15 protein-coding genes are annotated in these 22,915 nt (G+C 64.9%); 11 read left to right on the top strand and 4 right to left on the bottom strand.

What is annotated here, in order from left to right; translation table 11 throughout:
- Positions 1-41: 41 nt before the first annotated feature.
- The 8 genes from VOM14_RS20525 (at position 42) to VOM14_RS20490 (ending at position 9,983) form a co-directional block, all read left to right on the top strand.
- Entirely contained in the window at positions 42-1,277 is a 1,236-nt protein-coding gene (locus VOM14_RS20525; protein ID WP_327630577.1) for an aspartate aminotransferase family protein, read from the top strand.
- A gap of 34 nt (positions 1,278-1,311) precedes the next feature.
- Entirely contained in the window at positions 1,312-2,370 is a 1,059-nt protein-coding gene (gene aruF / locus VOM14_RS20520) for an arginine/ornithine succinyltransferase subunit alpha (RefSeq protein WP_327630576.1), read from the top strand.
- Positions 2,367-3,404 carry an arginine N-succinyltransferase gene (astA, locus tag VOM14_RS20515; protein WP_327630575.1) on the top strand — a complete coding sequence of 346 codons (1,038 nt, stop codon included), beginning with the start codon at positions 2,367-2,369 and terminating at the stop codon, positions 3,402-3,404. The genes aruF and astA overlap by 4 nt, the downstream gene beginning before the upstream one ends.
- Before the next feature lie 2 nt (positions 3,405-3,406).
- Positions 3,407-4,870: a succinylglutamate-semialdehyde dehydrogenase gene (astD, locus tag VOM14_RS20510; protein WP_327630574.1), complete on the top strand. Its 1,464-nt coding sequence runs from the start codon at positions 3,407-3,409 to the stop codon at positions 4,868-4,870.
- A 9-nt stretch (positions 4,871-4,879) separates the two neighbouring features.
- Positions 4,880-6,220 (top strand): N-succinylarginine dihydrolase, encoded by a 1,341-nt coding sequence (gene astB / locus VOM14_RS20505; RefSeq protein WP_327630573.1) that lies wholly within the window; start codon positions 4,880-4,882, stop codon positions 6,218-6,220.
- The gene (astE, locus tag VOM14_RS20500) at positions 6,204-7,262 is read left to right on the top strand and encodes a succinylglutamate desuccinylase (RefSeq protein WP_327630572.1); all 1,059 of its coding nucleotides are present in this window, start codon (positions 6,204-6,206) and stop codon (positions 7,260-7,262) included. Before astB ends, astE begins: the two co-directional genes overlap by 17 nt.
- A gap of 281 nt (positions 7,263-7,543) precedes the next feature.
- Entirely contained in the window at positions 7,544-8,338 is a 795-nt protein-coding gene (locus VOM14_RS20495; protein WP_327630571.1) for an ABC transporter substrate-binding protein, read from the top strand.
- A gap of 283 nt (positions 8,339-8,621) precedes the next feature.
- A complete protein-coding gene (locus VOM14_RS20490; protein ID WP_327630570.1) occupies positions 8,622-9,983 on the top strand; it encodes an EAL and HDOD domain-containing protein in 1,362 nt (453 codons plus the stop codon).
- A 193-nt stretch (positions 9,984-10,176) separates the two neighbouring features.
- Here the strand turns inward: VOM14_RS20490 and VOM14_RS20485 are convergent, their stop codons facing one another.
- Together VOM14_RS20485 and VOM14_RS20480 are read right to left on the bottom strand one after the other, a co-directional pair.
- Positions 10,177-11,634, bottom strand: a complete 1,458-nt coding sequence (locus VOM14_RS20485; RefSeq protein ID WP_327630569.1) for an HDOD domain-containing protein — start codon at positions 11,632-11,634, stop codon at positions 10,177-10,179.
- A gap of 91 nt (positions 11,635-11,725) precedes the next feature.
- On the bottom strand, positions 11,726-13,552 hold the full coding sequence (locus VOM14_RS20480) for a putative bifunctional diguanylate cyclase/phosphodiesterase (RefSeq protein WP_327630568.1): 1,827 nt from the start codon (positions 13,550-13,552) through the stop codon (positions 11,726-11,728).
- Between the two features lie 294 nt (positions 13,553-13,846).
- On the opposite strand from VOM14_RS20480, the gene VOM14_RS20475 reads away from it, so the two are divergent.
- The 3 genes from VOM14_RS20475 to VOM14_RS20465 all read left to right on the top strand — a co-directional run bounded on the left by VOM14_RS20475 (position 13,847) and on the right by VOM14_RS20465 (position 16,350).
- Entirely contained in the window at positions 13,847-15,184 is a 1,338-nt protein-coding gene (locus VOM14_RS20475; RefSeq protein ID WP_327630567.1) for an EAL and HDOD domain-containing protein, read from the top strand.
- Positions 15,185-15,304: 120 nt separating this feature from the next.
- Entirely contained in the window at positions 15,305-15,865 is a 561-nt protein-coding gene (locus VOM14_RS20470; protein ID WP_327630566.1) for a peroxiredoxin, read from the top strand.
- Between the two features lie 20 nt (positions 15,866-15,885).
- The gene (locus VOM14_RS20465) at positions 15,886-16,350 is read left to right on the top strand and encodes a hypothetical protein (protein ID WP_327630565.1); all 465 of its coding nucleotides are present in this window, start codon (positions 15,886-15,888) and stop codon (positions 16,348-16,350) included.
- Between the two features lie 107 nt (positions 16,351-16,457).
- On the opposite strand, the gene VOM14_RS20460 is transcribed toward VOM14_RS20465, so the two are convergent.
- Together VOM14_RS20460 and VOM14_RS20455 are read right to left on the bottom strand one after the other, a co-directional pair.
- On the bottom strand, positions 16,458-19,784 hold the full coding sequence (locus VOM14_RS20460) for an efflux RND transporter permease subunit (protein ID WP_327630564.1): 3,327 nt from the start codon (positions 19,782-19,784) through the stop codon (positions 16,458-16,460).
- A 4-nt stretch (positions 19,785-19,788) separates the two neighbouring features.
- Entirely contained in the window at positions 19,789-22,911 is a 3,123-nt protein-coding gene (locus tag VOM14_RS20455; protein ID WP_327630563.1) for an MdtB/MuxB family multidrug efflux RND transporter permease subunit, read from the bottom strand.
- Positions 22,912-22,915: the final 4 nt, after the last annotated feature.

The raw sequence follows: 22,915 nt of genomic DNA, 5'->3' as shown, positions 1-22,915 counted from the left end.
TACACTAGCTGTATTACCTCTCACCGTAACGAGGATTTGCCATGAACGATCTGACTGTGACACGCAAGACCTTCGACGAAGTCATGGTGCCGGTGTTCGCGCCCGCCGCCTTCGTGCCGGATCGCGGTCTCGGCTCGCGCGTCTGGGACACGCAAGGCCGCGACTATGTCGACTTCGCCGGCGGCATTGCCGTCACCGCGCTCGGTCATGCGCATCCCGAACTGCTGAAAGTTTTGCAGGAGCAGGGCGGCAAGCTCTGGCATATCGGCAATGGTTACACGAACGAGCCGGTGCTGCGTCTGGCGAAACGTCTCGAAGAACTGACCTTCGCCGAGCGCGCATTCTTCGCGAACTCGGGCGCGGAAGCGAATGAAGCCGCGCTGAAGCTCGCGCGCCGCGTCGCGTTCGAGCGTCACGGCGCCGACAAATTCGAAATCATCTCGTTTGCGCAGTCGTTCCATGGCCGCACGTTCTTCACCGTGAGCGTGGGCGGGCAGCCGAAGTATTCGGAAGGCTTCGGGCCGGTGCCGCAAGGCATCGTCCATTTGCCGTACAACGACATCGAGGCCGCGAAAAAAGCGATCGGCGCGAAGACCTGTGCGGTGATCGTCGAGCCGATTCAGGGCGAAGGCGGCGTGATTCCCGCCGATCCGGCTTTCCTCAAAGCGCTGCGCGAAGCGTGCGATCAGCACGGCGCGCTGCTGATTTTCGACGAAGTGCAAACCGGCGTGGGCCGCAGCGGCTACTTCTACGCGTACCAGGACACGGGCGTGACGCCGGACATCCTGACCACGGCGAAGGCGCTCGGCAACGGCTTCCCGATCGGCGCCATGCTGACCACGAACGAACTGGCTGCGCATTTTAAAGTCGGCGTGCATGGCACGACCTACGGCGGCAATCCGCTTGGCTCGGCCATCGCCGAAAAAGTGGTCGAGCTGGTCAGCGACCCGAAGCTGCTCGAAGGCGTGCGCACGCGCAGCGAAGTGCTGAAGGGCCATCTGGCGAAGCTCAACGAACGCTTCGGTCTCTTCAGGGAAGTGCGCGGCAAGGGGCTTCTGATCGGCGCGGAACTGACCGACGCCTACAAGGGCCGCGCGAAAGACTTCGTCACGGCGGCGGGCCAGCATGGCGTGATCATGCTGATGGCGGGGCCCGACGTGCTGCGCTTCGTGCCGTCGCTCATCATGCCGCTCGACGATATGAACGAGGGCTTCGAGCGCCTCGCGAAAGCCATCGCGGAAGTGGTCGGCGCGAAGGCCGAAGCGGCGTCGAAGTAAGCCGACTCATGCGTCACATTCAACAGGAACGATGATGCTCTTCGTACGCCCCGGCCGCCTCGCCGATCTCGACGCGCTCGAACACATGGCGCGCACCGCGCAACCGGTGCTGCATTCCCTTCCGCACGACCGGCACGCGCTCGAAGCGCGCGTCGCGCTGTCGGAAGACTCGTTTCGCGCGGACGTCGACTTTCCGGGCGAGGAGTTCTATCTGTTCGTGCTCGAAGATTCGGACAGCGGCAAGCTGATGGGCACGGCGAGCATCGTCGCCGCCGCCGGCTATTCCGACCCGTTCTACGCGTTTCGCAACGACGCGCTGATTCATGCGTCGCGCGAACTGCACGTGAACCGCAAGATTCACGCGCTCACCATGTCGCACGAACTCACGGGCAAGAGCCGGCTCGCGGGCTACTACATCGACCCGTCGCTGCGTGGCGACGCCGCCGCGCATCTCATGTCGCGCGCACGGATGATGTACATCGCGGCCAATCGCAAGCGCTTCACGCCGGAGGTGTTCTCGCTGCTGCTGGGCGTGACCGACGACAAGGGCGTGTCGCCATTCTGGGAAGCAGTGGGGCGCAAGTTCTTCGGCCGCAATTTCGCCGACATCGAAATCGAATCGGGTGGCCGCAGCCGCACCTTCATCGCCGAAGTCATGCCCACTTATCCGATCTATGTTCCCTTGCTGCCGGAAGCGGCGCAACGCGTGCTCGGCGAGCCCGATACCAACGCGTTGCTCGCGTATGAGATCCATCTGGAAGAAGGCTTCGAGACGGACCGCTTCATCGATATTTTCGATGCCGGCCCCGTGCTGACCGCGCAGGTGGATCGCAGCGCGTGCGTGGCGCGCAACGAAACGCGCGCGGTGCGCGAGGTGGCGTCGGCGGCGAGCGGCTCGACCTATCTGATCGCGCATAACGGTGCGGACGGCGAATTCCGCTGTGTACTCGGCGATCTGCCCGCGGCCGCAAAAGAAGGCGCGCCGCTCGCGCAGGCGGCGCGCGCCGCGCTCGGCGTGCAGGACGGCGAAGCGGTGTGTTGCGTGCCGCTGCATCAATCGCAAAAGCAGGAACAATCGGGAGACGCGCAATGATCGTCGTTCGCGTTGTGCAACGAGGCGATGTGGACGCGTTGATGCGGCTCGCGCAGGAAACCGGCCCTGGCCTCACGACCTTCAAGCCGGATCGCGAGGCGCTCGCCGCGCGCGTCGAGCGTGCGCGCCGCACGATGGAAGACAAGGCCGCGCCCCATGAAGCGGGCTATTTCTTCGTGATGGAAGACACGCAAACCGGCGATGTGGCCGGCGTGTGCGGCATCGAAACGGCGGTCGGGCTGCAACAGCCGTTCTACAACTATCGCGTGAGCACGGTGGTGCACGCGAGTCAGGACCTGGGCATCTGGACGCGCATGCGCGCGCTCAACATCTCGCACGACCTCACGGGTTACGCGGAAGTGTGCTCGCTGTTCCTGAGCCCGCGTTATCGCACGAGCGGTGTGGGCGGCTTGCTGTCGCGCTCGCGCTTCATGTTTCTCGCGCAGTTTCGCGAGCGCTTTCCGCAGCGTCTGTGCGCGGAATTGCGCGGCCATTTCGACGAAGCGGGCACCTCGCCTTTCTGGCGCGCGGTCGGCTCCCATTTCTATCAGATCGACTTCAACGCGGCGGATTACCTCAGTTCGCACGGGCGCAAGGCGTTTCTCGCGGAGCTGATGCCGCGCTATCCGGTGTATGTCGAGTTGTTGCCGCAAGAGGCGCAGCAATGCGTCGGCCTCACGCACAACGACACGATTCCCGCGCGCCGCATGCTCGAAGCGGAAGGGCTGCGCTACGAGAATCACGTCGATATTTTCGACGCCGGTCCGGTGCTCGAATGCCATATCTCCGACTTGCGCACGGTGCGCGAAAGCATGCTGGTGCCCGTCGAGATTGCTGACATGCCAGCGGGCGCGCCGCAAGATGCGCCGCGTTCGATGGTGTCGAACACGTCGCTCGGCGATTTTCGCGTGGGCGTCGCGGCGGGCGTGCCGCAAGACGGCGTGTTCCGCATGAACGCATTCGAGGCGTCGGCACTGGGCGTCAACGCTGGCGACCCGGTGCGGGTGCTGCCGCTGAAACACAAACAGGGATGATCATGAGCGAGCTTTTCATCGACGGCGAATGGGCCGCCGGCACAGGACCCGCGTTCGCATCGCGCAATCCGGGCACGGGCGCGACGGTGTGGGAAGGCAACAGCGCGTCGGCGCAAGACGTGGATCGTGCCGTGCGCGCCGCGCGCCGCGCGTTCGCGGCCTGGTCGGCCAAAACGCACGACGAGCGTTGCGCGGTGGTGCGCCGCTTCGCCGCGCTCGTCACGGAACGCAAGGAAGCACTGGCCGAAGCGATCGGCCGCGAGACTGGCAAGCCGCTGTGGGAAGCGCGCACGGAAGCCGCGTCGATGGCCGCGAAAGTCGAGATTTCGATTCAGTCCTACAACGAGCGCACCGGCGAAAAGCGCTCGGCGATGGCGGACGGCACAGCGGTGTTGCGGCATCGTCCGCATGGCGTGGTGGCGGTGTTCGGACCGTACAACTTTCCTGGGCATCTGCCGAACGGGCACATCGTGCCGGCTTTGATTGCGGGCAACGCGGTCGTGTTCAAACCGTCGGAGCTTGCGCCCGGCGTCGCCGCGCTCACCGTGCAGACCTGGCGCGACGCGGGCTTGCCCGCCGGCGTGCTGAATCTCGTGCAGGGCGAGAAGGACACGGGCGTGGCGCTCGCCAATCACCGGCAGATCGACGGATTGTTCTTCACCGGTAGTTCGGACACCGGAACATTGCTGCACAAACAATTCGGCGGACGCCCGGAGATCGTGCTCGCGCTGGAAATGGGCGGCAACAATCCGCTCGTGATCGGTCCGGTCGCGGATCTCGACGCCGCCGTGCATCACACCATTCAATCGGCGTTTCTGTCGGCGGGGCAGCGCTGCACATGCGCGCGCCGCATCTTCGTGCCAAACGACGCGTTCGGCGAGCGCTTCCTCGCGCGTCTTGTCGAGGTGACGTCGCGCATCGGCGTCGGCGAATATAACGCCGAGCCGCAGCCATTCATGGGCGCGGTGATCTCGGCGCGCGCGGCGTCGCGGCTCGTCGCGGCACAGGAACGGTTGCTCGCCGACGGCGCGCGGGCGTTGCTGAAAATGGAGCAGCGCGATCCGAACCTCGGCTTCGTCACGCCGGCCATTCTCGACGTGACCCACGTGAAGAGTCTGCCCGACGAGGAGCACTTCGGGCCGCTCGCGCAGATCATCCGCTACGGCAGCTTCGATGAAGCGCTCGACAAAGCCAACGACACCGAATTCGGCCTCTCCGCAGGCCTTCTTGCCGACGACGAATCGCTGTGGGCGCATTTCCAGCGCACCATCCGCGCGGGCATCGTCAACTGGAACCGGCCGACCAACGGCGCTTCGTCAGGCGCGCCGTTCGGCGGTCCGGGCCGTTCCGGCAATCACCGGCCGAGTGCCTATTACGCGGCCGATTACTGCGCGTATCCGATGGCTTCCGTCGAAAGCGCGCAACTGCACATGCCCGCGAGCGTCTCGCCGGGCCTTCAATTCTGAGGATCGACGATGCAAGCCACTGAAGCCAATTTCGACGGTCTGGTCGGCCCGACCCACAACTACGCGGGGCTGTCGTTCGGCAATGTCGCGTCGCAGAACAACGAGAAATCCGTTGCGAATCCGAAGGCGGCCGCGAAGCAAGGTCTGCGCAAGATGAAGCAATTGGCCGATCTCGGCTTTCATCAGGGCGTGTTGCCGCCGCAGGAGCGTCCGTCGATGCGTCTGTTGCGCGAGCTGGGTTTTTCCGGCGACGACGCCACGGTGATCGCGCGCGTGTCGAAAAGCGCGCCCGAGTTGCTGGCGGCGGCGAGTTCGGCGTCGGCGATGTGGACCGCGAACGCGGCGACGGTGAGTCCGTCCGCGGATACGCCCGACGGCCGCGTGCATTTCACGCCGGCCAATCTGTGCAGCAAGCTGCATCGCGCGATCGAGCACGAGTCGACGCGCCGCACGTTGCGCGCGATCTTCAGCGACGCGAATCGCTTCGCGGTGCACGAAGCGCTGCCCGGCACGCCGGCGCTCGGCGACGAAGGCGCGGCGAATCACACGCGCTTTTGCTCGGAATATGGCTCGCGCGGTGTCGAGTTCTTCGTGTACGGCCGCAGCGAATATCGTCGCGGGCCGGAGCCGACGCGCTTTCCCGCGCGCCAGACCTTCGAGGCGAGCCGTGCCGTCGCGCATCGCCATGGCTTGCAGGAAGACGCCACGGTGTACGCGCAGCAGAATCCCGAGGTGATCGACGCGGGCGTTTTTCATAACGACGTGATCGCGGTCGGCAATCGCAACACGCTGTTCTGTCACGAGCTTGCGTTCGTCGGGCAGAAGGCGGTGCACGACGAATTGCGCGCGAAGCTCGCCGGCATGAAGGCGGAATTCAACGTGATCGAGGTGCCCGATGCGCAGGTCAGCGTCGCGGATGCGGTCTCGTCATATCTGTTCAACAGCCAGTTGCTGACGCGCCCGGACGGCAAGCAGGTACTCGTGGTGCCGCAGGAATGCCGCGAAAATCCGCGCGTCGCCGTGTATCTCGACGATCTGACATCGCACACCGGTCCGATCGACGACGTGCTCGTGTTCGATCTGCGCGAGAGCATGAAAAACGGCGGCGGCCCGGCGTGCCTGCGTCTGCGCGTGGTGCTGAACGACACGGAACGCGCGGCCGTCACGCAAGGCGTGTGGATCAACGACACGTTGTTCGGGCGGCTCGACACGTGGATCGAGAAGCACTATCGCGACCGCCTCGCGCCGGCCGATCTCGCCGATCCGCAATTGCTCGCCGAGTCGCGCACCGCGCTCGACGAACTCACGCAGATTCTCGGCCTGGGCTCGCTGTATGACTTCCAGCGCTGAGCGCGACATGACGGCCTCGCTCTCCATGCTGGACGATTTTCTCGCCTATACGCTGGCGCTCGCGCGGCCGGCCGCGAACGAAACGCATGGCTCGTGTGCCGGCGGCGTGCGCTGGGCGTGGCTCGCCGACGGCGTGTTGTCGATGGAGCCCGCCGTGTTGACCGCGGACACGCGCAGCGTGCTTGCGTCGGCGGGCGTGCACGGCGACGAAACCGCGCCTATCGAACTGCTGTCGTGTCTCGTGCGCGACATTGCGTGCGGCGAGGCGGCCTTGACGTGCCGCCTGCTGGTGATTCTCGGCAACGTCGACGCCATGCGCGAGGCCTGCCGTTATCGCGACGACGATCTGAACCGCCTCTTTAGCGGGCGGCATCTGCAATTGCCGCACAGTCACGAAGCGCCGCGCGCGGCCGCGCTCGAACAGGCGGCGGTGCAGTTCTTCGCGAGCGCGTCGCGGCAGCCGGGCGCGCGCTGGCATATCGACATGCACACGGCGATCCGCGCTTCGGCATTCGAGCGCTTCGCGTTGCTGCCGCATACCGGCAGGCCGATTTCGCGCGCGATGTTCGAATGGCTCGGGCACGCGCGCATCAGCGCCGTGCTGTTGCACACCGCGAAAGGCAACACGTACTCGCATTTCACCGCGCACACGTGCGGCGCCGAGGCGTGCACCCTGGAGCTGGGCAAGGTGCGCCCGTTCGGTCAGAACGACCTCACGCGTTTCGCCGGCGCAAACGAGGGGTTGCGTGATTTGCTCGCCGGCACGAAGCGTCGCGGCGAAGCCGAACTGCCGCGCGCCTTCACGGTGATCGACCAGATCACGAAACAAAGCGACGCGTTCGAATTGCTCGTCGCGGCCGATGTCGCGAACTTCACGCCGTTTGCGAAAGACACCTTGCTCGCGCGCGACGGCGACTATCGCTATGTCGTGCAACACGACGAAGAGCGTCTCGTATTTCCGAACGCGACGGTCAAGCCCGGCCTGCGCGCCGGCCTGATGGTGATCGAGACCACGCGCGGCACGCTGTCGTCGCTCGTCTAGCGGCGCGCGCCGCGATCTCTCATGTGCGTTGGCGCTCGTGTGGTTTGCGCCAACGCGACATCAAGTTGCAGCTTTGCGCGCCCGCTCGCGGCGCGCGTCGTCATCGCGCCTTCCCATGACCTGCCCACGGGCGCGGCACCCGGGCCTGTACAATCCCCGCCTCGCGGCTGCTGCGCTGCACCACGCCGGCCGCACGAGTTTGAATCGCAATTTTGACGCGGCAATCATGCCTGTCCGGATTTGGCTCCCGTCTTATTCAATACCGTAGAGGAACACCCGTAATGAAGATGAATTGGCGAAACATGACCGTGCTCGCGCTGTTCGCGACGACCACGGCAATGGCAGGCTCCGCGGTCGCGGCGGACATCAAGGAAGTGCGCTTCGGCGTCGAGGCGTCGTATGCGCCGTTCGAATCGAAGTCGCCCTCGGGTGAGTTGCAGGGTTTCGATATCGACGTCGGCAACGCCGTGTGCGCGAAGCTGAAGGCGAAGTGCGTGTGGGTCGAGAATTCGTTCGACGGCCTGATTCCCGCGTTGCAGGCGCGCAAGTTCAGCGCGATCAACTCGGACATGACGATCACCGACCAGCGTCGCCAGGCGGTCGAGTTCACCGATCCGATCTACACGATCCCGAATCAGATGATCGCGAAGAAGGGCAGTGGTTTGCAGCCGACGCCGGCTTCGTTGAAGGGCAAGCATGTCGGCGTGTTGCAGGGCACGATTCAGGAAACGTATGCGAAGGCGCGCTGGGCGCCGGCGGGCGTCGACGTCGTGCCGTATCAGACGCAGGATCAGATTTACGCTGACCTCGCATCGGGCCGTCTCGACGCCTCGTTCCAGGACGCCGAAGCGGCGTCCAAGGGCTTCCTGAAGAAGCCGCAAGGCGCGGGCTTCGAGTTCGCCGGTCCCGCCGTCTCGGACGAGAAGCTGCTCGGCGCGGGCGTCGGCTTTGGCATCCGCAAGGGCGACAAGGCGTTGAAGGACGCGCTGAACCAGGCGCTGAAGGAACTCAAAGCGGACGGCACGATCGACCGCTTCGCGGCGAAATACTTCGACGTGAAGGTGGTGCTGAAGTAGACCTGCGCCCCTGCGTCATGCTCTCGCGCCCCGGCGCTCGATAACGGAACGGCCGCTCTCGATGCGGCCGTTTTACATGGAGCGCCGCGACAATCCATTGCTTCGCGGCCCGCCAAAAATTTCCAGATATTGCTTGCCGGACATGCCCGCGTAAGACGGCCTGAGCTAGAATCGTCAGGCGTGCCGCGGTCGACTGGCGAAAACGCCAGCCCGCGCGCAATCATGCACCGATAACCACAAGACAGCAGCAAGCGCCAGGGGCGGCGCCTCGCGGGGGACCAGAATGAGCACCATCGCAGTCGAGAGTCCGGGCCACACAGGCTCGAAGGACGATGCGCAGTTGAACGCCGGCTTCGCACGGCAGCCCATCCTGAATCGGGACGGCATGCTGTGCGGTTACGAACTGAAGGTGCGCGCGCCGGAACTGTCGGCCGCGGCGCTCTCCGAATCCCATCCCGGCGAGGGGCGAACTTCCGAAAGACCAGGCCGCGCGGCCACGCCCGCGCAACGCGTGGCGGGCGCGATCCTGCGCGGACTCGTTCAGGGCAATGTGCGCGGCGCGCTGACCGGGCATCCTGCCTATGTGGACACGACCCGCGACATGCTGTTCGACGACGCGATCCAGCGACTGCCCGCCGACCGGTTCATGTTCGAACTGTCAGCGAGCCTCGAAGCAGACAACGAACTGATCGCGCGCGTCGTGCAACTGCATGGCCGCCGCTATCGTTTCGTGCTCGACGACGTGACGCAACCCAACGAGACCTTCGCGAAGCTGCTGCCCTACGCGGAAGCCATCAAGATCGACATGACGCGCGCGTCCGCTGCGCTGTTGCCCAAGCTGACGAGCGTGCTCAAGTCCGCGGGCAAGCTGCTGATCGCGTCGGGGCTCGACGCGCACGCGCAATTCGAAACGGCGCAAGGGCTCGGCTTCGACCGTTTTCAGGGCTATTTCTTCGCGCGTCCCCAGACGTCGATGACACGCCGCGTGAGCGCGCCGCGCCATGCGCTGCTGAATCTGCTGCAATTGCTGGGCGGCGAGCCGACGGTCGCGCAGCTCGAAGCCGAGCTGAAGCTGAACCCGGTGCTTGTGATGCATCTGATGAAGCTCGCGAATTCGAGCGGCCTCGCGGTCGGTCACAAGGTGACCACGCTGCGTGAGGCGATCAACGCAACGGGCACCGACCGCATCGCGCGCTGGACCCAACTGCTGCTCTACGCCGACGGCCGCAAGGTCGCGCTCGAAGACGATCCTCTGCTGCAACTCGCGGCCACGCGCGCCCGTTTCATGGAACTGGCGATCGGACACTTGCCCGAAGCCGGGCGCGACGAAGCCGACGCGGCGTTTCTCACCGGCGTGTTTTCATTCGTCGATGCGGTGTTCGGCGGCTCGCTCGAAAGCACGCTGAATGTGCTGACGCTATCGCGTCCGATCCAGTCGGCGATTCTGCATCGCGAGGGCGTGCTGGGTCGCTTGCTGAGCGCGGTCGAGGCGCTCGAAACCGGCGCATGGGACACACTCGCCGGGTTCTGCGCGCAACTCGCGCCATTGACGGTGGAAGAGGTCGCGCAGATGGGACTTGCGGCTGGCGCGTGGGCCGGCGTGGCGGATCGCAGCGCGGAAGGCCTGGAAAGAATCGAGGACTGAAGCCGCGCGCAATTTAAAACGTTGCACACGCTGGAACGGCTGCCGGCGCATTAAGCGCGCCGGCATCGGCAATCAGGCTTGAATCGTGAAGCCTGAGTCGTGAAGCTTGAAACGTGAAGCTTGAAAAACCCGGCGTCGGGCAAATACAGAATCTGAAAACTCGCGCATCGTGATCAGCGATCACACCACGTCTTTACATCGTCTCCATTTCCCGCATCTGCCCCAGACCAAAAAAACGGCCTAACTCCTTGGCCAGTTCGTTCAGCACGCTCATCTCCTTCTGTGAGATGCGGCGTGGCTCCTGAGTGTGAGACCAGTCGCCGTACAGCAGCGCGACAGTCTTTTCGGTTTCGTCGACCACAGGCAACAGCACGAAGGCGCGGGCGTCGTCGAAGGAGCGGCGGAACCACTCCGGCAGCCGCGCGACCATTTTCGGGTCGCGCGCGTTTTCGATAAAGATGCCCACCGAATTCGCTATCGCGAGATGGAACACGTCGGGCTCGAATGCCGAACTGAACGTGAGCTTCGGCAACGCCGCGTCGATTTTCGGGCCGAGGCCGAGGCGCGCGCGGAAAGTGCCGTTGCTGTGCTTGACGAACACCACCGTGCGCGCAAAGCCGAGCGCCGCGAGCACAGTTTCCGATGCCATGGCGAGAGCCGGCGCGAGCGGGCTGCCGTCGGGCAGGCCGCGTAGATCCTCGACGCCGGCCGCGATGCGCGTCTCCGGGTTCATCGCCTCGCGCGCCATGGCGTCCGCATTCGCGCGCAACTCGACGATCTCGCGCATCACGCCGTCGCCGCCTTCCTCGCGGGCGAGCGCGATGCTCATGTCGAGCAGCACTTCCGGGTCGGTATTGAGCACGCCGCTGAATTGCTGCGCCAGTTCGGCAATGCGTTCCTCGCGTTCGAAATCGGGAACGTTCTGTTGCGTGAGGACGTCCGCGACGGCCGTCGAGTAGTTGGTGATCGCGCGCAGCCACTGCACCTGGCGCGGCTGCTCGGTGTCCTGCGGGTCGAATTCGCCCATGCCCGAGCGGATCATGTCCGGCAGACGCCAGCGCACCGCGGCTTCGGCGCCGATTTCGTCGAACGTGACGCCGAGCACCAGCACGCAGGCCTCCGCCTCCAGCGTGCCGCCGTCGATATGCCGGCGAATCTGGTCCCACTCCGCGTCGAGATAGAACACCACCAGCAGCTTGCCGATCTGCCGCATCAGCGTGCAGACCACCGCTTCTTCGCCCGCGCGCAGATCGCCGCGCTCGGTCAGCTTGCGCGCGACGCAGCCCGACAGCAGCGTGCGGTTGAGTTCGAGCTTGGCGTCGATGCGGCGCGGCGCGCTGTGATGAAAGTGATCGACGATTTTCAGGCCGACGACGAGATGGCCGACGGCGTCCATGCCGAGCACCATCAGCGCGCGCGATACGGTCGTGATGTTGCCGCCGAACGCCATATACATGGCGGAGTTCGCGAGCCGCAGCACTTTTTGCGTCAGCGCGAAGTCAGAAAGCACCACCTGCACGAGGCCGGTGAAATCCAGATCGTCGTTGTTCATTGCCGCCATGGTGGTGCGCAACGACTGCGACAGCATGGGGAAATCGCCGCGCTCGCTCATTCGCGTCCAGAGCCGGTCGAGCACAGCCGCCTTTACCATGTGAGTCCCGCAAAAGCCATACATGTTCCAATGAATGCCACGCCGGCATGACGCCGGCTTGTGCCGCTGCGTAAGCGCTTGACCTGCACCGCTATGCGCTGTGCAAGTGAAGCGAGCGCGCTTCGAAACGCTGCGCCAGTTCGTCGGAGGGCAACGCCTGGCAGACGAGCCACCCCTGTATGTGGTCGCACCCCATCTCGGTGAGCAGGGCGCGTTGCGCTTCGGTTTCGACGCCTTCGGCAACCAGTTCGAGGTCGAGCGTCTGTGCAAGGCCGACCACCGCACTGACGATCGCCTGATCGTTCCGGGAGGTTAGCAGATTCTCGACAAAACTCCTGTCGATCTTGAGCTTTGCAAGCGGAAACCGTTGCAGGTAAGCCAGGCTCGAATAGCCGGTGCCGAAATCGTCGACTGCGAAGCGGATGCCCATGGCCGTCAGATCTTCGAGCAGGACCTTCGCGTGCGCCGGGTCGTGCATCAGCAGACTCTCGGTGATTTCGAACACGAGCCGCCGCGGGTCGATGCCGGTCAGGCCGATCGCTTCGCGCACCGCGTCCTTGAAGCGCGGATCGCGGAACTGCTGCGGCGACACGTTGACCGCCACGTATTGCAGCGAAATGCCCCGCGCGTCCCACTGGATCAACTGCATGCACGCAACCTTCAACACCCAGTTGCCGAGGAAGTTGATGAGACCGATCGACTCCGCGAGCGGAATGAACATCGACGGCGGCACGAGCCCATGCACCGGATGCAGCCAGCGGATCAGCGCCTCCACCCCGACCACGCCGTGCGTGCGGCTGCTCGTGATCGGCTGGAAGTGTAGCGAGAACTCGCCGTTGCGCACACCGTCGTAGAGGTCGGCCTCCAGCTTCAGACGCTCGGCGTCGGCGGGATTGTCGTCGGGCACGTAGAACGCGAGCGTGTTGCCGCCGGCTGCCTTGGCCTGCAACAGCGCGTGGTCGGCCCAGCGCAACAGATGCGTGTCGTGCGCGGCGGTGTCGTTGGCGTGGCGCACGTCCGGATAGAGCGCAATGCCGATGCTCGCGGACAGATGCACCTGCTGCCCGCTGAACGCATACGGCTGCTGGATCGCGGTCAACAGGCGCCGCGCCAGCGTTTCGGCGGCGGCGGCCGCGTCGGTGCGGTTCGCCGCGGGCTTCACGAGAATCGCGAATTCATCGCTGGCCACGCGCGCCACGGTCTCGCTCGGGCTCGTCATGTTCGTGAGACGCCGCGCCGTGTCGCGCAGCATTTCGTCGCCGGCATCGTAGCCGAGCGCGCGGTTCACGCGCTGATAGTCGTCGATGTCGAGCAGCAGCAGCGCGGCGGGCGTGCCGTGCGCGTCGGCCTGCTGTTGCGCTTCGAGCAGCGCCGGAATCAGCGCGGACTGATTGGCGAGGTTGGTCAGGCGGTCCAGATGCAGCGCTTGGATCAGGCGCTCCTCGCTCGCGCGCCAGGCGGACACGTCGAAGCCGGCAATCGCATAGCCTTCGATGCCGCCATGGACGCTCTTCACCACGCGCAACTCGACGGTGATCGGATAGGTCAGCGACTTGATGAGCCCGAGCGTGGCTTTCTCGACATTGCCCGACGCCGCGGCGCGCGCGAGCAGCGCATCGAGGCGCGCCACGTCGGTCTGCGCGACCAGTTCGTGCAGCGTGATCGTCTCCAGATACTCGCGGTGATAGCCGATGAAGCGCAGGCTCGCGTCGGACACATAGATAAAGCGCAGCTCGCTGTCCACATGCGCGAGCAGGTCGACGGCGCCGACCACCTGTTCCAGTTGCGGCGCCGGCGCGGCAGCCGGAGCGGGAGCCGCTTGCGGTTTCCCGGGGACGTGCCGGCCGAGCGCGAAAAGCCGGTCGACGACCGTGCGCAAGGAGCCCCGGCGGGGCGCGGTGATCCTGTTCGCTTCCATGTTTGTCGCTGGCAACCTGTATTTCGTCTGCAGTCGGAGCGGTTTGTTATTCGCCTTTAAGGGCGGTCGAAAGGTATCAGGCCGCCCCATCAGAACAAGATAACGACCTGCGCCCCGAAATCTTTAGCGGCACGCGAGAAAAACATTCGGCAAGGGCGCGCCGGGCGCGTTGGCGGCGGGCCGCCGCCGATTCGGCTAAAGTGCGCTGCCCAATGTCCGTTAATACGACAAATCCCGTGTGCGGTGGCGGTGCGCCGCTGCCGCGCAACCTTTCGAACGCTGTACCGATGATCCATGTCTGAACTTCATTTGGTCCGCTGCGCCGGCCGGCGCGACCCGGTGCCCGACTCAGCCGAGACGGGCGCCGATCCAGTCGCCGTGGCGCAGTACGTGTATCTGGGCCGGCAGCCGATTCTCGATCGCCAGGGCGCGCTCACTGCCTACGAGCTGCTGTTTCGAGCCGGCGCGCATAACTTTGCGGAAGTCACCGACGACGCCCAGGCGACGGCGCAAGTAATGGCGCGCACGCTCGGCGGCATCGGCGTGCCTGCCGTGCTGGGGCGGCATCGCGGCTTCGTCAATATCGACCGCGCGATGCTGTTCGACGACATCGTTCACGTGATGCCGCCCGAGCGCTTCGTGCTCGAAATCCTGGAGACTGTGAAGTTCGACGCGCATCTCGCGCGCCGGTTGACCGACCTGCGCCGCATCGGTTTCCAGATCGCGCTCGACGACGTGTGCGAACTGTCGGACGAACTGCTCGCGATGCTGCCGCACGCGGACATTGTCAAGATCGACTTCATGCAGACGGAGCGCGCGCATCTCGCGGAACTCGCCGCCGCGATACGCGAGAGCGGCAAGACGCTGATCGCCGAAAAAGTGGAGACGCGCGAGGAATTCGCGCTCGCCCGCGACCTCGGCTTCGATCTCTTTCAAGGGTACTTTTTCGCGCGGCCGCAGGTGCTGGCCGCGCCGCGCAACCGCTCGCTGCGTCCGGGGCTGCTGCGCCTCCTGGCGTTGCTGTCGCGCGATGCGGGCATCGTCGAACTGGAAGCCGAGCTGAAGCTCAATCCGAGCGTGGTCGTGCAATTGCTGCGCCTCGTGAACTCGAGCGCGTTCGGCCTGGGACGCAAGATCGCGTCGTTGCGCGAGGCGATCATTGCGACGGGCACTCGGCAGATCGCACGCTGGGCGCAACTGCTGCTTTACGCGGACGGCGGCGATCTGCCGTGGCGCGCCGATCCGCTCGTGCAACTCGCAGGCACCCGCTCGCGCTTCATGGAACTGGCGGCGGGCTGGATGCGCCCCGCCGACGACGAATTCGCCGATGCCGCGTTCATGACCGGCATCTTTTCGCTGGTGCACGTGCTGATCGGCAGCACGCCGAAGGCCGTGCTGGAGAGGCTCGGACTTGCGCCGCAGATTCGCGACGCGATCGTGTCGCGGCGCGGGCCGCTCGGCACCTTGTTGCGCATCGCCGAGGCGGCCGGCGAGGGCGCCGATGCGGGCTCCATCGCGCTCGGCCCCGAAGCGCCGCCCGGCTTTGGCGCGCTCACGCCCGAAATTCTGGCCGAGCTGAATCTCTCGGCGGCCGCCTGGTTCGGCGCGCATGTCGAGGAAGCCGCGGCCTGATCCGCGTCGGCGGTTTCATCGCGCTGCCGGGTTCCACACGCGTTTCGCGGGTACGTGGTCCAATAGAGGACGGGGATACGTCCCGGCAACCCTATGCAACCACGCTCAAAGGAACAGCTGATGAAGACAGGACTCATCTCGGCGGCGCTGGCCGCTGTCGTGTCGGTGGCGTTCGCCGCGTATTCGGTGAGCGCGTCGGCGACGCTCAAGCCGGGCGATGCCGCGCCGCCATTCACCGCGCAGGCTTCACTGGGTGGCAAGACGTACACCTATTCGCTCGCCGACGAGTTGAAGAAAGGCCCCGTGGTGCTGTACTTCTACCCGGCGGCTTTCACGAAGGGCTGCACCATCGAGGCGCACGAATTCGCCGAAGCCGTCGACGAGTACAAGAAATACGGCGCGACGGTGATCGGCGTGTCGCACGACAACATCGACACGTTGACGAAATTTTCGGTGAGCGAGTGCCGCAGCAAATTCCCGGTGGCGGCGGACGCCGAGGCAAAAGTGATCGGCGCCTACGACGCCGGCTTGCCGATGCATAGCTCGATGGCCAATCGCGTGTCGTACGTGATCGCCCCCGACGGCAAGATCATTTACGAGTACACGAGCCTTTCGCCGGAGAAGCACGTCGAGAATACGCTGAAGGCCGTGAAGGATTGGACCGCGACGCACAAGCAATAAGCCATAAGCACGGGTTCGCGATGCCGATTCTGGTTGGACTGTTGGCGCTGGCCGCGTTGGTGTACGGCGCGATCCGCGCGTTCGATGCATTGCAGGCGGCGTTTGGAATGGCGGTCGCCGTCGGCGTCGCGGTGCTGGCCGCGCTGCTGCTGATGGCGGCGGTGGCTTATTGGTGGCGGCGTCGCAGGGAAGTCGCGCCGAACATTCGCGACGGCGAGTGGACGCATCAATTGAGCGGCAGTTGGGGTTCCGTGCGGCTCGCGGCGGGCAAGCGCCTATGCGAGATTCGTGTCGGCGCGCAGCATGGCGCTTATATCTTCGCCGATCTGCTTGGGGCCGAAGCGCAACGCCATGAAGCGCAGTGGCAGGTCGCGCTGACAGTGAAAGACGCCGCGCGCGGCCTGTGGCTTTTGCCCATGCAGAGCGAGCGTCAGGCCAGGCAATGGCAGCGGATTTTTCTGCTCGCGATGGAGCAGAAGCTGTAACGCGCATTAACGTTCATTAACGCGTATTAACGCGTATTAACGCGTATTAACGCGTATTCACGCGTATTCACGCGGGTAATGCTGGTAATGCGACATCGCGCGTCACATCACGAAGACGGAGCGATACCGCTTCTTCGCGCCTTTCGCGACTCCCAACGCACGCGAATCCGGTCCATATAAAGATAAACGACCGGCGTCGTGTACAAGGTCAGCATCTGGCTCACGATCAGGCCGCCGACAATCGCAATGCCGAGCGGCGCGCGCAACTCCGCGCCTTCGCCGCGTCCGAACGCGAGCGGGAACGCGCCGAGCATGGCGGCGAAGGTGGTCATCATGATCGGGCGGAAACGCAGCAGACACGCCTGGTAAATCGCGTCGCGCGACGACAGGCCCTGGCGCGACGCCTCGATGGCGAAGTCCACCATCATGATCGCGTTCTTCTTCACGATGCCGATCAGCAGAATCACGCCGATCAACGCGATGATGCTGAACTCCGTCTTGAACAGCAGCAACGCGAGCAACGCGCCCACGCCGGCCGAGGGCAGCGTCGACAGAATGGTCAGCGGGTGAATGTAGCTTTCGTACAGTATGCCGAGCACGATATACACGGCGGCGAGCGCGGCCAGAATCAGAATGGGCTGATCCGACATGGACTGCTGGAATGCCTGCGCCGTGCCCTGGAAGCTGCCGTGAATCGTTGCCGGCATGCCGATTTCGGCCATGGTCTGATAGATCGCCTGCGTCGCCGTGGATAACGACACGCCCGGCGGCAGATTGAACGAAATCGTCGAGGCCACGAACTGGCTCTGGTGATTCACCGACAACGGCGTATTGCCCGGCCCGAAGCTCGCGATGGCCGACAGCGGCACCATGGTTTCCTTCGAGGTCGACACCGCCGCGCCCGACGAGGCGCTCGACTTGCCGCTCGCGGCAATCGAGTTGATGGCCAGGTTGCGCGCGGAATCGGCGGCAATGGTCGCGGCGCTCGAAACGGTCGTGCCCGCCGTGCCGCCCGCCGAAGCGCTGGTGGAAGTGGTTTTGGCCGCCGTGGCTTTGGCCGACGTGACCGTGCCCGCCGGCGCATTGGTGGTCTGCGCGCCGCTCGCGCTGCCGCCCGACGTGCTGATGTAGACCTGCTTCAGCATGTCCGGGCTCTGCCAGTATTTCGGCGCGACTTCCATCACCACGTGATACTGGTTCAGGGGGTTGTAGATCGTGGAGACCTGGCGCTGGCCGAACGCGTCGTACAGCGTGTTGTCGATCTGCGCGGGTTTGATGCCGAGACGCGACGCGCTCGCGCGGTCGATCGAGATCATCGCTTCGAGGCCGCCTTGCTGCTGGTCCGAATTGACGTCGGCGAGTTCATGGCGCGCCTGCAATGCCTCCGTCAGCTTCGGCCCCCACAGATACAGGTCGGGCGTGGAATCGGCGAGCAGCGTGAACTGATATTGCGCATTCGATTGCCGGCCGCCCACGCGAATGTCCTGCACCGCTTGCAGGAACGTGCGCGCGCCGGCCACGTCGCCGAGCGGCGCGCGTAGTTGCTGGATCACCTGATCGGCGGATAGCTTGCGCTGGTTTTTCGGTTTCAGCGAAACGAACATGAAGCCCGAGTTGGTCTGCCGCCCGCCCGTGAAGCCGACCACGCTATCCACCGCCGGATTTCTGCCGACGATGTCCATCATTTCCGAGAACTTGCCCTTCATGGCCTGGAACGACGTGCTCTGGTCGGCCTGAATGCCGCCGACCAGCCGCCCCGTGTCCTGCTGCGGAAAGAAGCCCTTCGGCACGACGATATACAGCCAGATATTGAGTCCGATGGTCGCGAGCAAGATGAACAGGATCAGGCGCGGATGCAGCAGCGCCCAGCCGAGCGTGCGTTCGTAGCCGCGCTGCATCGACGTGAAGCCGCGCTCCAGCCAGCGCGCGAAACGGCCTTCCTGCTTCTGGTCGTGCGGCTCGCGCAAAAGGCGCGAGCACATCATGGGCGTGAGCGTGAGCGAAACGAGGAGCGACACCCCGATGGCGAGCGACAGCGTGATCGCGAACTCGCGGAACAGGCGGCCGACAATGCCGCCCATCAGCAGGATGGGCAAAAACACGGCGACGAGTGAAATGCTGATCGACATGACCGTGAAGCCGACTTCGCGCGCGCCGACGAACGCGGCCTTCATGCGCGGCACGCCGTTCTCGATATGCCGTGAGATGTTCTCCAGCACCACGATCGCATCGTCCACCACGAAGCCGGTCGCGATGGTCAACGCCATCAGCGAGAGGTTGTCGATCGAGAAGTTGAGCAGATACATCGCGCCGAACGTGCCGATGATCGAAATCGGCACGGCCACGCTCGGGATCAGCGTGGCGCGCCAGTTGCGCAGAAAGAGGAACACGACCATCACGACGAGCGCCACCGCGATCATCAGCGTGTGCTCGGTGTCCTTGAGCGACGCGCGAATCGTGACGGAGCGGTCGGAAGTGGGCGAGATATCGACGTCGGCGGGTAGCGACGCGTGCAGTTGCGGCAGCATGGCCGTGACGCGATCGACCGTCTCGATGATGTTCGCGCCCGGCTGGCGGTACAGAATGACCAGCACCGAACGCTTGCCGTTGAAGAGGCCGAGGTTGCGCAGGTCTTCGACGGAATCGACGACTTCGGCCACGTCCGAGAGCTTGACCGCCGAGCCGTTGCGATACGCGATCACGAGGTCGCGATATTGCGCGGCCTTGCTCGCCTGGTCGTTCGTGTAGATCTGCACGCGGTTCGGGCCGAATTCGATCGAGCCCTTCGGACTGTTCGCGTTGGCGGCGGCGAGCGCCGCGCGCACGTCTTCGAGGCCGATGCCGTAGTGGAACAGCGCCTGCGGCTCCAGTTCGACGCGCACGGCGGGATTGGCCGAGCCGCTCACGTCCACTTCGCCCACGCCGTCCACTTGCGACAGCGACTGCTGCAACACCGTGGCCGCCGAGTCGTAGAGCTGGCCGGCGGTGAGCGTGCTGGATGTGAGCGCGAGAATCAGGATCGGCGCGTCGGCCGGATTGACCTTGTGATAGGTGGGATTGCTGCGCAGGCTCGCGGGCAGATCCGCGCGCGCGGCGTTGATCGCGGCTTGCACGTCGCGCGCCGCGCCGTCGATGTCGCGGTTCAGGCCGAATTGCATGGTGATGCGCGTCGAGCCGACCGAACTCATCGACGTCATTTCGGTGACGTCGGCAATCGAGCCGAGGTGCCGTTCGAGCGGGCTCGCCACGCTGGTGGCCACCGTATTCGGGCTTGCGCCCGGCAACGAGGCCTGAACCGAAATGGTCGGGAAATCGACTTGCGGCAGCGGCGCGACCGGCAGCTTCATGAACGCGAAGATGCCGGACAGCGCGATGCCGATAGCGAGCAGCGTGGTGGCGACGGGGCGCGAGATAAACGGGCGCGACAGGTTCATCGCATCAGTTCCCGGAATCCGTGGCGTTCGCGCGCGGGCCGCCGCGATTAAAGCGCTCGCGCGCGCGACGGGCGAGCGAATCGAAGCCGAGATAGATGACCGGCGTGGTGAACAGCGTGAGCAACTGGCTCACGATCAGGCCGCCCGCGATCGCGATACCGAGCGGGCGGCGCAATTCCGAGCCGGCGCCGGTGCCGAGCATCAGCGGCAGCGCGCCGAGCAGCGCCGCGAGCGTGGTCATCAGAATCGGGCGGAAACGCAGCAGACACGCCTGGTAAATGGCCTCGCGCGGCGGCTTGCCTTCCTCGCGCTCGGCGTAGAGCGCGAAGTCGATCATCATGATAGCGTTCTTCTTCACGATGCCGATCAGCAGCACGATGCCGATAATGCCGATGATGTCCAGATCGTGCCCGGTAATGAGCAACGCGAGCAGCGCGCCGACGCCCGCCGAGGGCAGCGTCGACAGAATGGTGATCGGGTGAATGAAGCTTTCGTACAGCACGCCGAGCACGATATACATGGTGACGATGGCCGCGAGAATCAGGAACAGCTCGTTCGAAAGCGACGCCTGGAACGCCAGCGCCGCACCCTGATAGCGCGTCTGGAACGAGGCCGGCAAGCCGATGTCCTTCTGCGCCTGCTCGATCGCCTTGACGGCCGCGCCCAACGACGAACCCGGCGCGAGGTTGAACGACACCGTGGTGGCGGGGAACTGGCTCAGGTGCGTGACGAGCAGCGGCGCCGGCTTCTCGATGAACCGCGCGATCGACGAGAGCGGCACCTGTCCGCCCGACGACGTGGAAGAGGGCAGATAGATGGATTTCAGCGACTCGGTGTAGTGCTGCATCGAGGGCTGCGCTTCCAGAATCACGCGGTACTGGTTCGACTGCGTGAAGATGGTCGAGATGATGCGCTGGCCGAACGCGTCGTACAGCGCGCTGTCGACGGTGGCGGGCGTGATGCCGTAGCGCGACGCGGTGGCGCGGTCGATCTCGATATAGACCGACTGGCCGTTGTCCTGCAGGTCGGTGGCGACGTCCGCGAGTTCCGGCGACTGTTTCAACCGTTCGACGAGCTTCGGCACCCACGTGGTGAATTCGCTCATGTTCGGATCGGTGAGCATGAACTGATACTGCGTGGGACTCACGGTCGAATCGATGGTCAGATCCTGCACCGGCTGCATGTAGAGCGACGCGCCCGGAATATGCGCGACGTCCCGCTGCAACTGCCGGATCACTTCGCTCGCGGTGTTGCTGCGGTCGTCGCGCGGCTTCAGGTTGATCAGCATGCGGCCGCTGTTGAGCGTGATATTGCTGCCGTCCACGCCGATGAACGACGTCAGGCTTTCCACGTCCGGATTCTTCAGGATCTGCGCGGCGAGTTCCTGCTGGCGCTCGGCCATCGACGCATACGACACCGACTGCGGCGCCTGCGTGATCGCCTGAATCACGCCGGTGTCCTGCACGGGGAAAAAGCCCTTCGGAATGAACACATACAGCAGGCCGGTCAGCACGAGCGTGAGCACCGCGACGACCAGCGTGGAGCGCTGCCGGTTCAGCACCCACGTGAGCGCGACCGCGTAGCGGGCGATCACCCAGTCGATCGCGCGGTGCGCACGCGCCTCGAAACGGTGGCTGTCGTGCGGCGGCGTATGGCGCAGCAGTTTCGCGCACATCATGGGCACGAGCGTGAGCGAGACGACCGCCGAGATCACGATGGTCACGGCGAGCGTGATCGCGAACTCGTGGAACAGGCGGCCGACCACGTCGCCCATGAAGAGCAGCGGAATCAGCACGGCGATCAGAGAGACGGTCAGCGAAATGATCGTGAAGCCGATCTGCTTCGAACCCTTCAGCGCGGCTTCGAGCGGCGCTTCGCCTTCCTCCACGTAGCGCGCGATGTTCTCGATCATCACGATTGCGTCGTCGACCACGAAACCGGTCGCGATGGTCAACGCCATCAGCGACAGGTTGTCGAGCGAGAAGCCGCACAGGTACATCACCGCAAGCGTGCCGATCAGCGAGAGCGGCACCGAGAGACTCGGAATGATGGTCGCGTAAATGTTCGCGAGGAACAGATACATGACCAGCACGACGAGCACGACCGACATGGCCAGTTCGAACTGCACGTCGCGCACGGACGCGCGGATCGTGGTGGTGCGGTCGGTGACGATCTGCACGTCGAGCGAGGCGGGCAGCGCCTGCTGCAACTGCGGCAGCAGTTTCTTGATGCTGTCCACGACCTGGATCACGTTCGCGCCGGGCTGGCGCTGCACGTTCAGGATGATCGCGGGCGTGCCGTCGACCCACGCGCCGAGCTTGGTGTTTTCCGCGCCCTGCACGATGGTGGCGACGTCGGTGAGCATGACCGCGCGGCCGTTCTTGTACGCGACCACCGCGCTCTTGTAGGCGTCGGCGTCGGTCAGCTGGTCGTTCGCGTTGATCGTGTAGTTGCGCGTGGGACCGTCGAAGTTGCCCTTCGGCGTGTTGACGTTCAGGTTCGAGACGGTGGTGCGCAGATCGTCGAGATTCAGGCCGTACGCGGCGAGCGCGCGCGGGTTCGCCTGAATCCGCACGGCCGGGCGCTGGCCGCCCGAGATGCCCACGAGGCCGACGCCCGCGACCTGCGAGATTTTCTGCGCGAGACGCGTGTCCGCGAGATCCTGCACCTGCGTGAGCGGCAGCGTTTTCGACGTGATGGCGAGCGTGAGGATCGGCGCGTCGGCGGGATTGACTTTCGCGTAGATCGGCGGCGCGGGCAGGTCCGATGGCAGCAGGTTGCCCGCCGCGTTGATCGCGGCCTGAACTTCCTGCTCGGCGATGTCGAGTGGCAGATCGAGGCTGAATTGCAGCGTGATGATCGACGAGCCGGCCGAGCTTTGCGACGACATCTGGTTCAACGACGGCATCTGCCCGAACTGGCGCTCGAGCGGCGCGGTGACGGACGAGGTCATCACGTCGGGGCTCGCGCCCGGATAGAACGTCTGCACCTGGATGGTCGGATAGTCGACCTCGGGCAGCGCGGACAGCGGCAGAAAGCGCAGTGCGACGAGGCCGACCAGCATGATCGCCGCCATCAGCAGCGCGGTGCCGACGGGACGCAGAATAAAGGCGCGAGATGGATTCATGCGG

The organism is Paraburkholderia sp. MPAMCS5, assembly GCF_036016995.1.
Classification (GTDB): domain Bacteria; phylum Pseudomonadota; class Gammaproteobacteria; order Burkholderiales; family Burkholderiaceae; genus Paraburkholderia.
The sequence above is the reverse complement of the archived record's forward strand: the minus strand, read 5'-3'. Positions and strand labels throughout refer to the sequence as shown.

Coding starts and splice junctions, on each gene's coding strand:
- astA (WP_327630575.1), top strand. CDS start 2,367: ATGATCGTCGTTCGCGTTGTGCAACGAGGCGATGTGGACGCGTTGATG.
- astB (WP_327630573.1), top strand. CDS start 4,880: ATGCAAGCCACTGAAGCCAATTTCGACGGTCTGGTCGGCCCGACCCAC.
- VOM14_RS20465 (WP_327630565.1), top strand. CDS start 15,886: ATGCCGATTCTGGTTGGACTGTTGGCGCTGGCCGCGTTGGTGTACGGC.
- astD (WP_327630574.1), top strand. CDS start 3,407: ATGAGCGAGCTTTTCATCGACGGCGAATGGGCCGCCGGCACAGGACCC.
- VOM14_RS20485 (WP_327630569.1), bottom strand. CDS start 11,634: ATGGTAAAGGCGGCTGTGCTCGACCGGCTCTGGACGCGAATGAGCGAG.
- VOM14_RS20455 (WP_327630563.1), bottom strand. CDS start 22,911: ATGAATCCATCTCGCGCCTTTATTCTGCGTCCCGTCGGCACCGCGCTG.
- VOM14_RS20470 (WP_327630566.1), top strand. CDS start 15,305: ATGAAGACAGGACTCATCTCGGCGGCGCTGGCCGCTGTCGTGTCGGTG.
- aruF (WP_327630576.1), top strand. CDS start 1,312: ATGCTCTTCGTACGCCCCGGCCGCCTCGCCGATCTCGACGCGCTCGAA.
- VOM14_RS20525 (WP_327630577.1), top strand. CDS start 42: ATGAACGATCTGACTGTGACACGCAAGACCTTCGACGAAGTCATGGTG.
- astE (WP_327630572.1), top strand. CDS start 6,204: ATGACTTCCAGCGCTGAGCGCGACATGACGGCCTCGCTCTCCATGCTG.
- VOM14_RS20495 (WP_327630571.1), top strand. CDS start 7,544: ATGAAGATGAATTGGCGAAACATGACCGTGCTCGCGCTGTTCGCGACG.
- VOM14_RS20480 (WP_327630568.1), bottom strand. CDS start 13,552: ATGGAAGCGAACAGGATCACCGCGCCCCGCCGGGGCTCCTTGCGCACG.
- VOM14_RS20460 (WP_327630564.1), bottom strand. CDS start 19,784: ATGAACCTGTCGCGCCCGTTTATCTCGCGCCCCGTCGCCACCACGCTG.
- VOM14_RS20475 (WP_327630567.1), top strand. CDS start 13,847: ATGTCTGAACTTCATTTGGTCCGCTGCGCCGGCCGGCGCGACCCGGTG.
- VOM14_RS20490 (WP_327630570.1), top strand. CDS start 8,622: ATGAGCACCATCGCAGTCGAGAGTCCGGGCCACACAGGCTCGAAGGAC.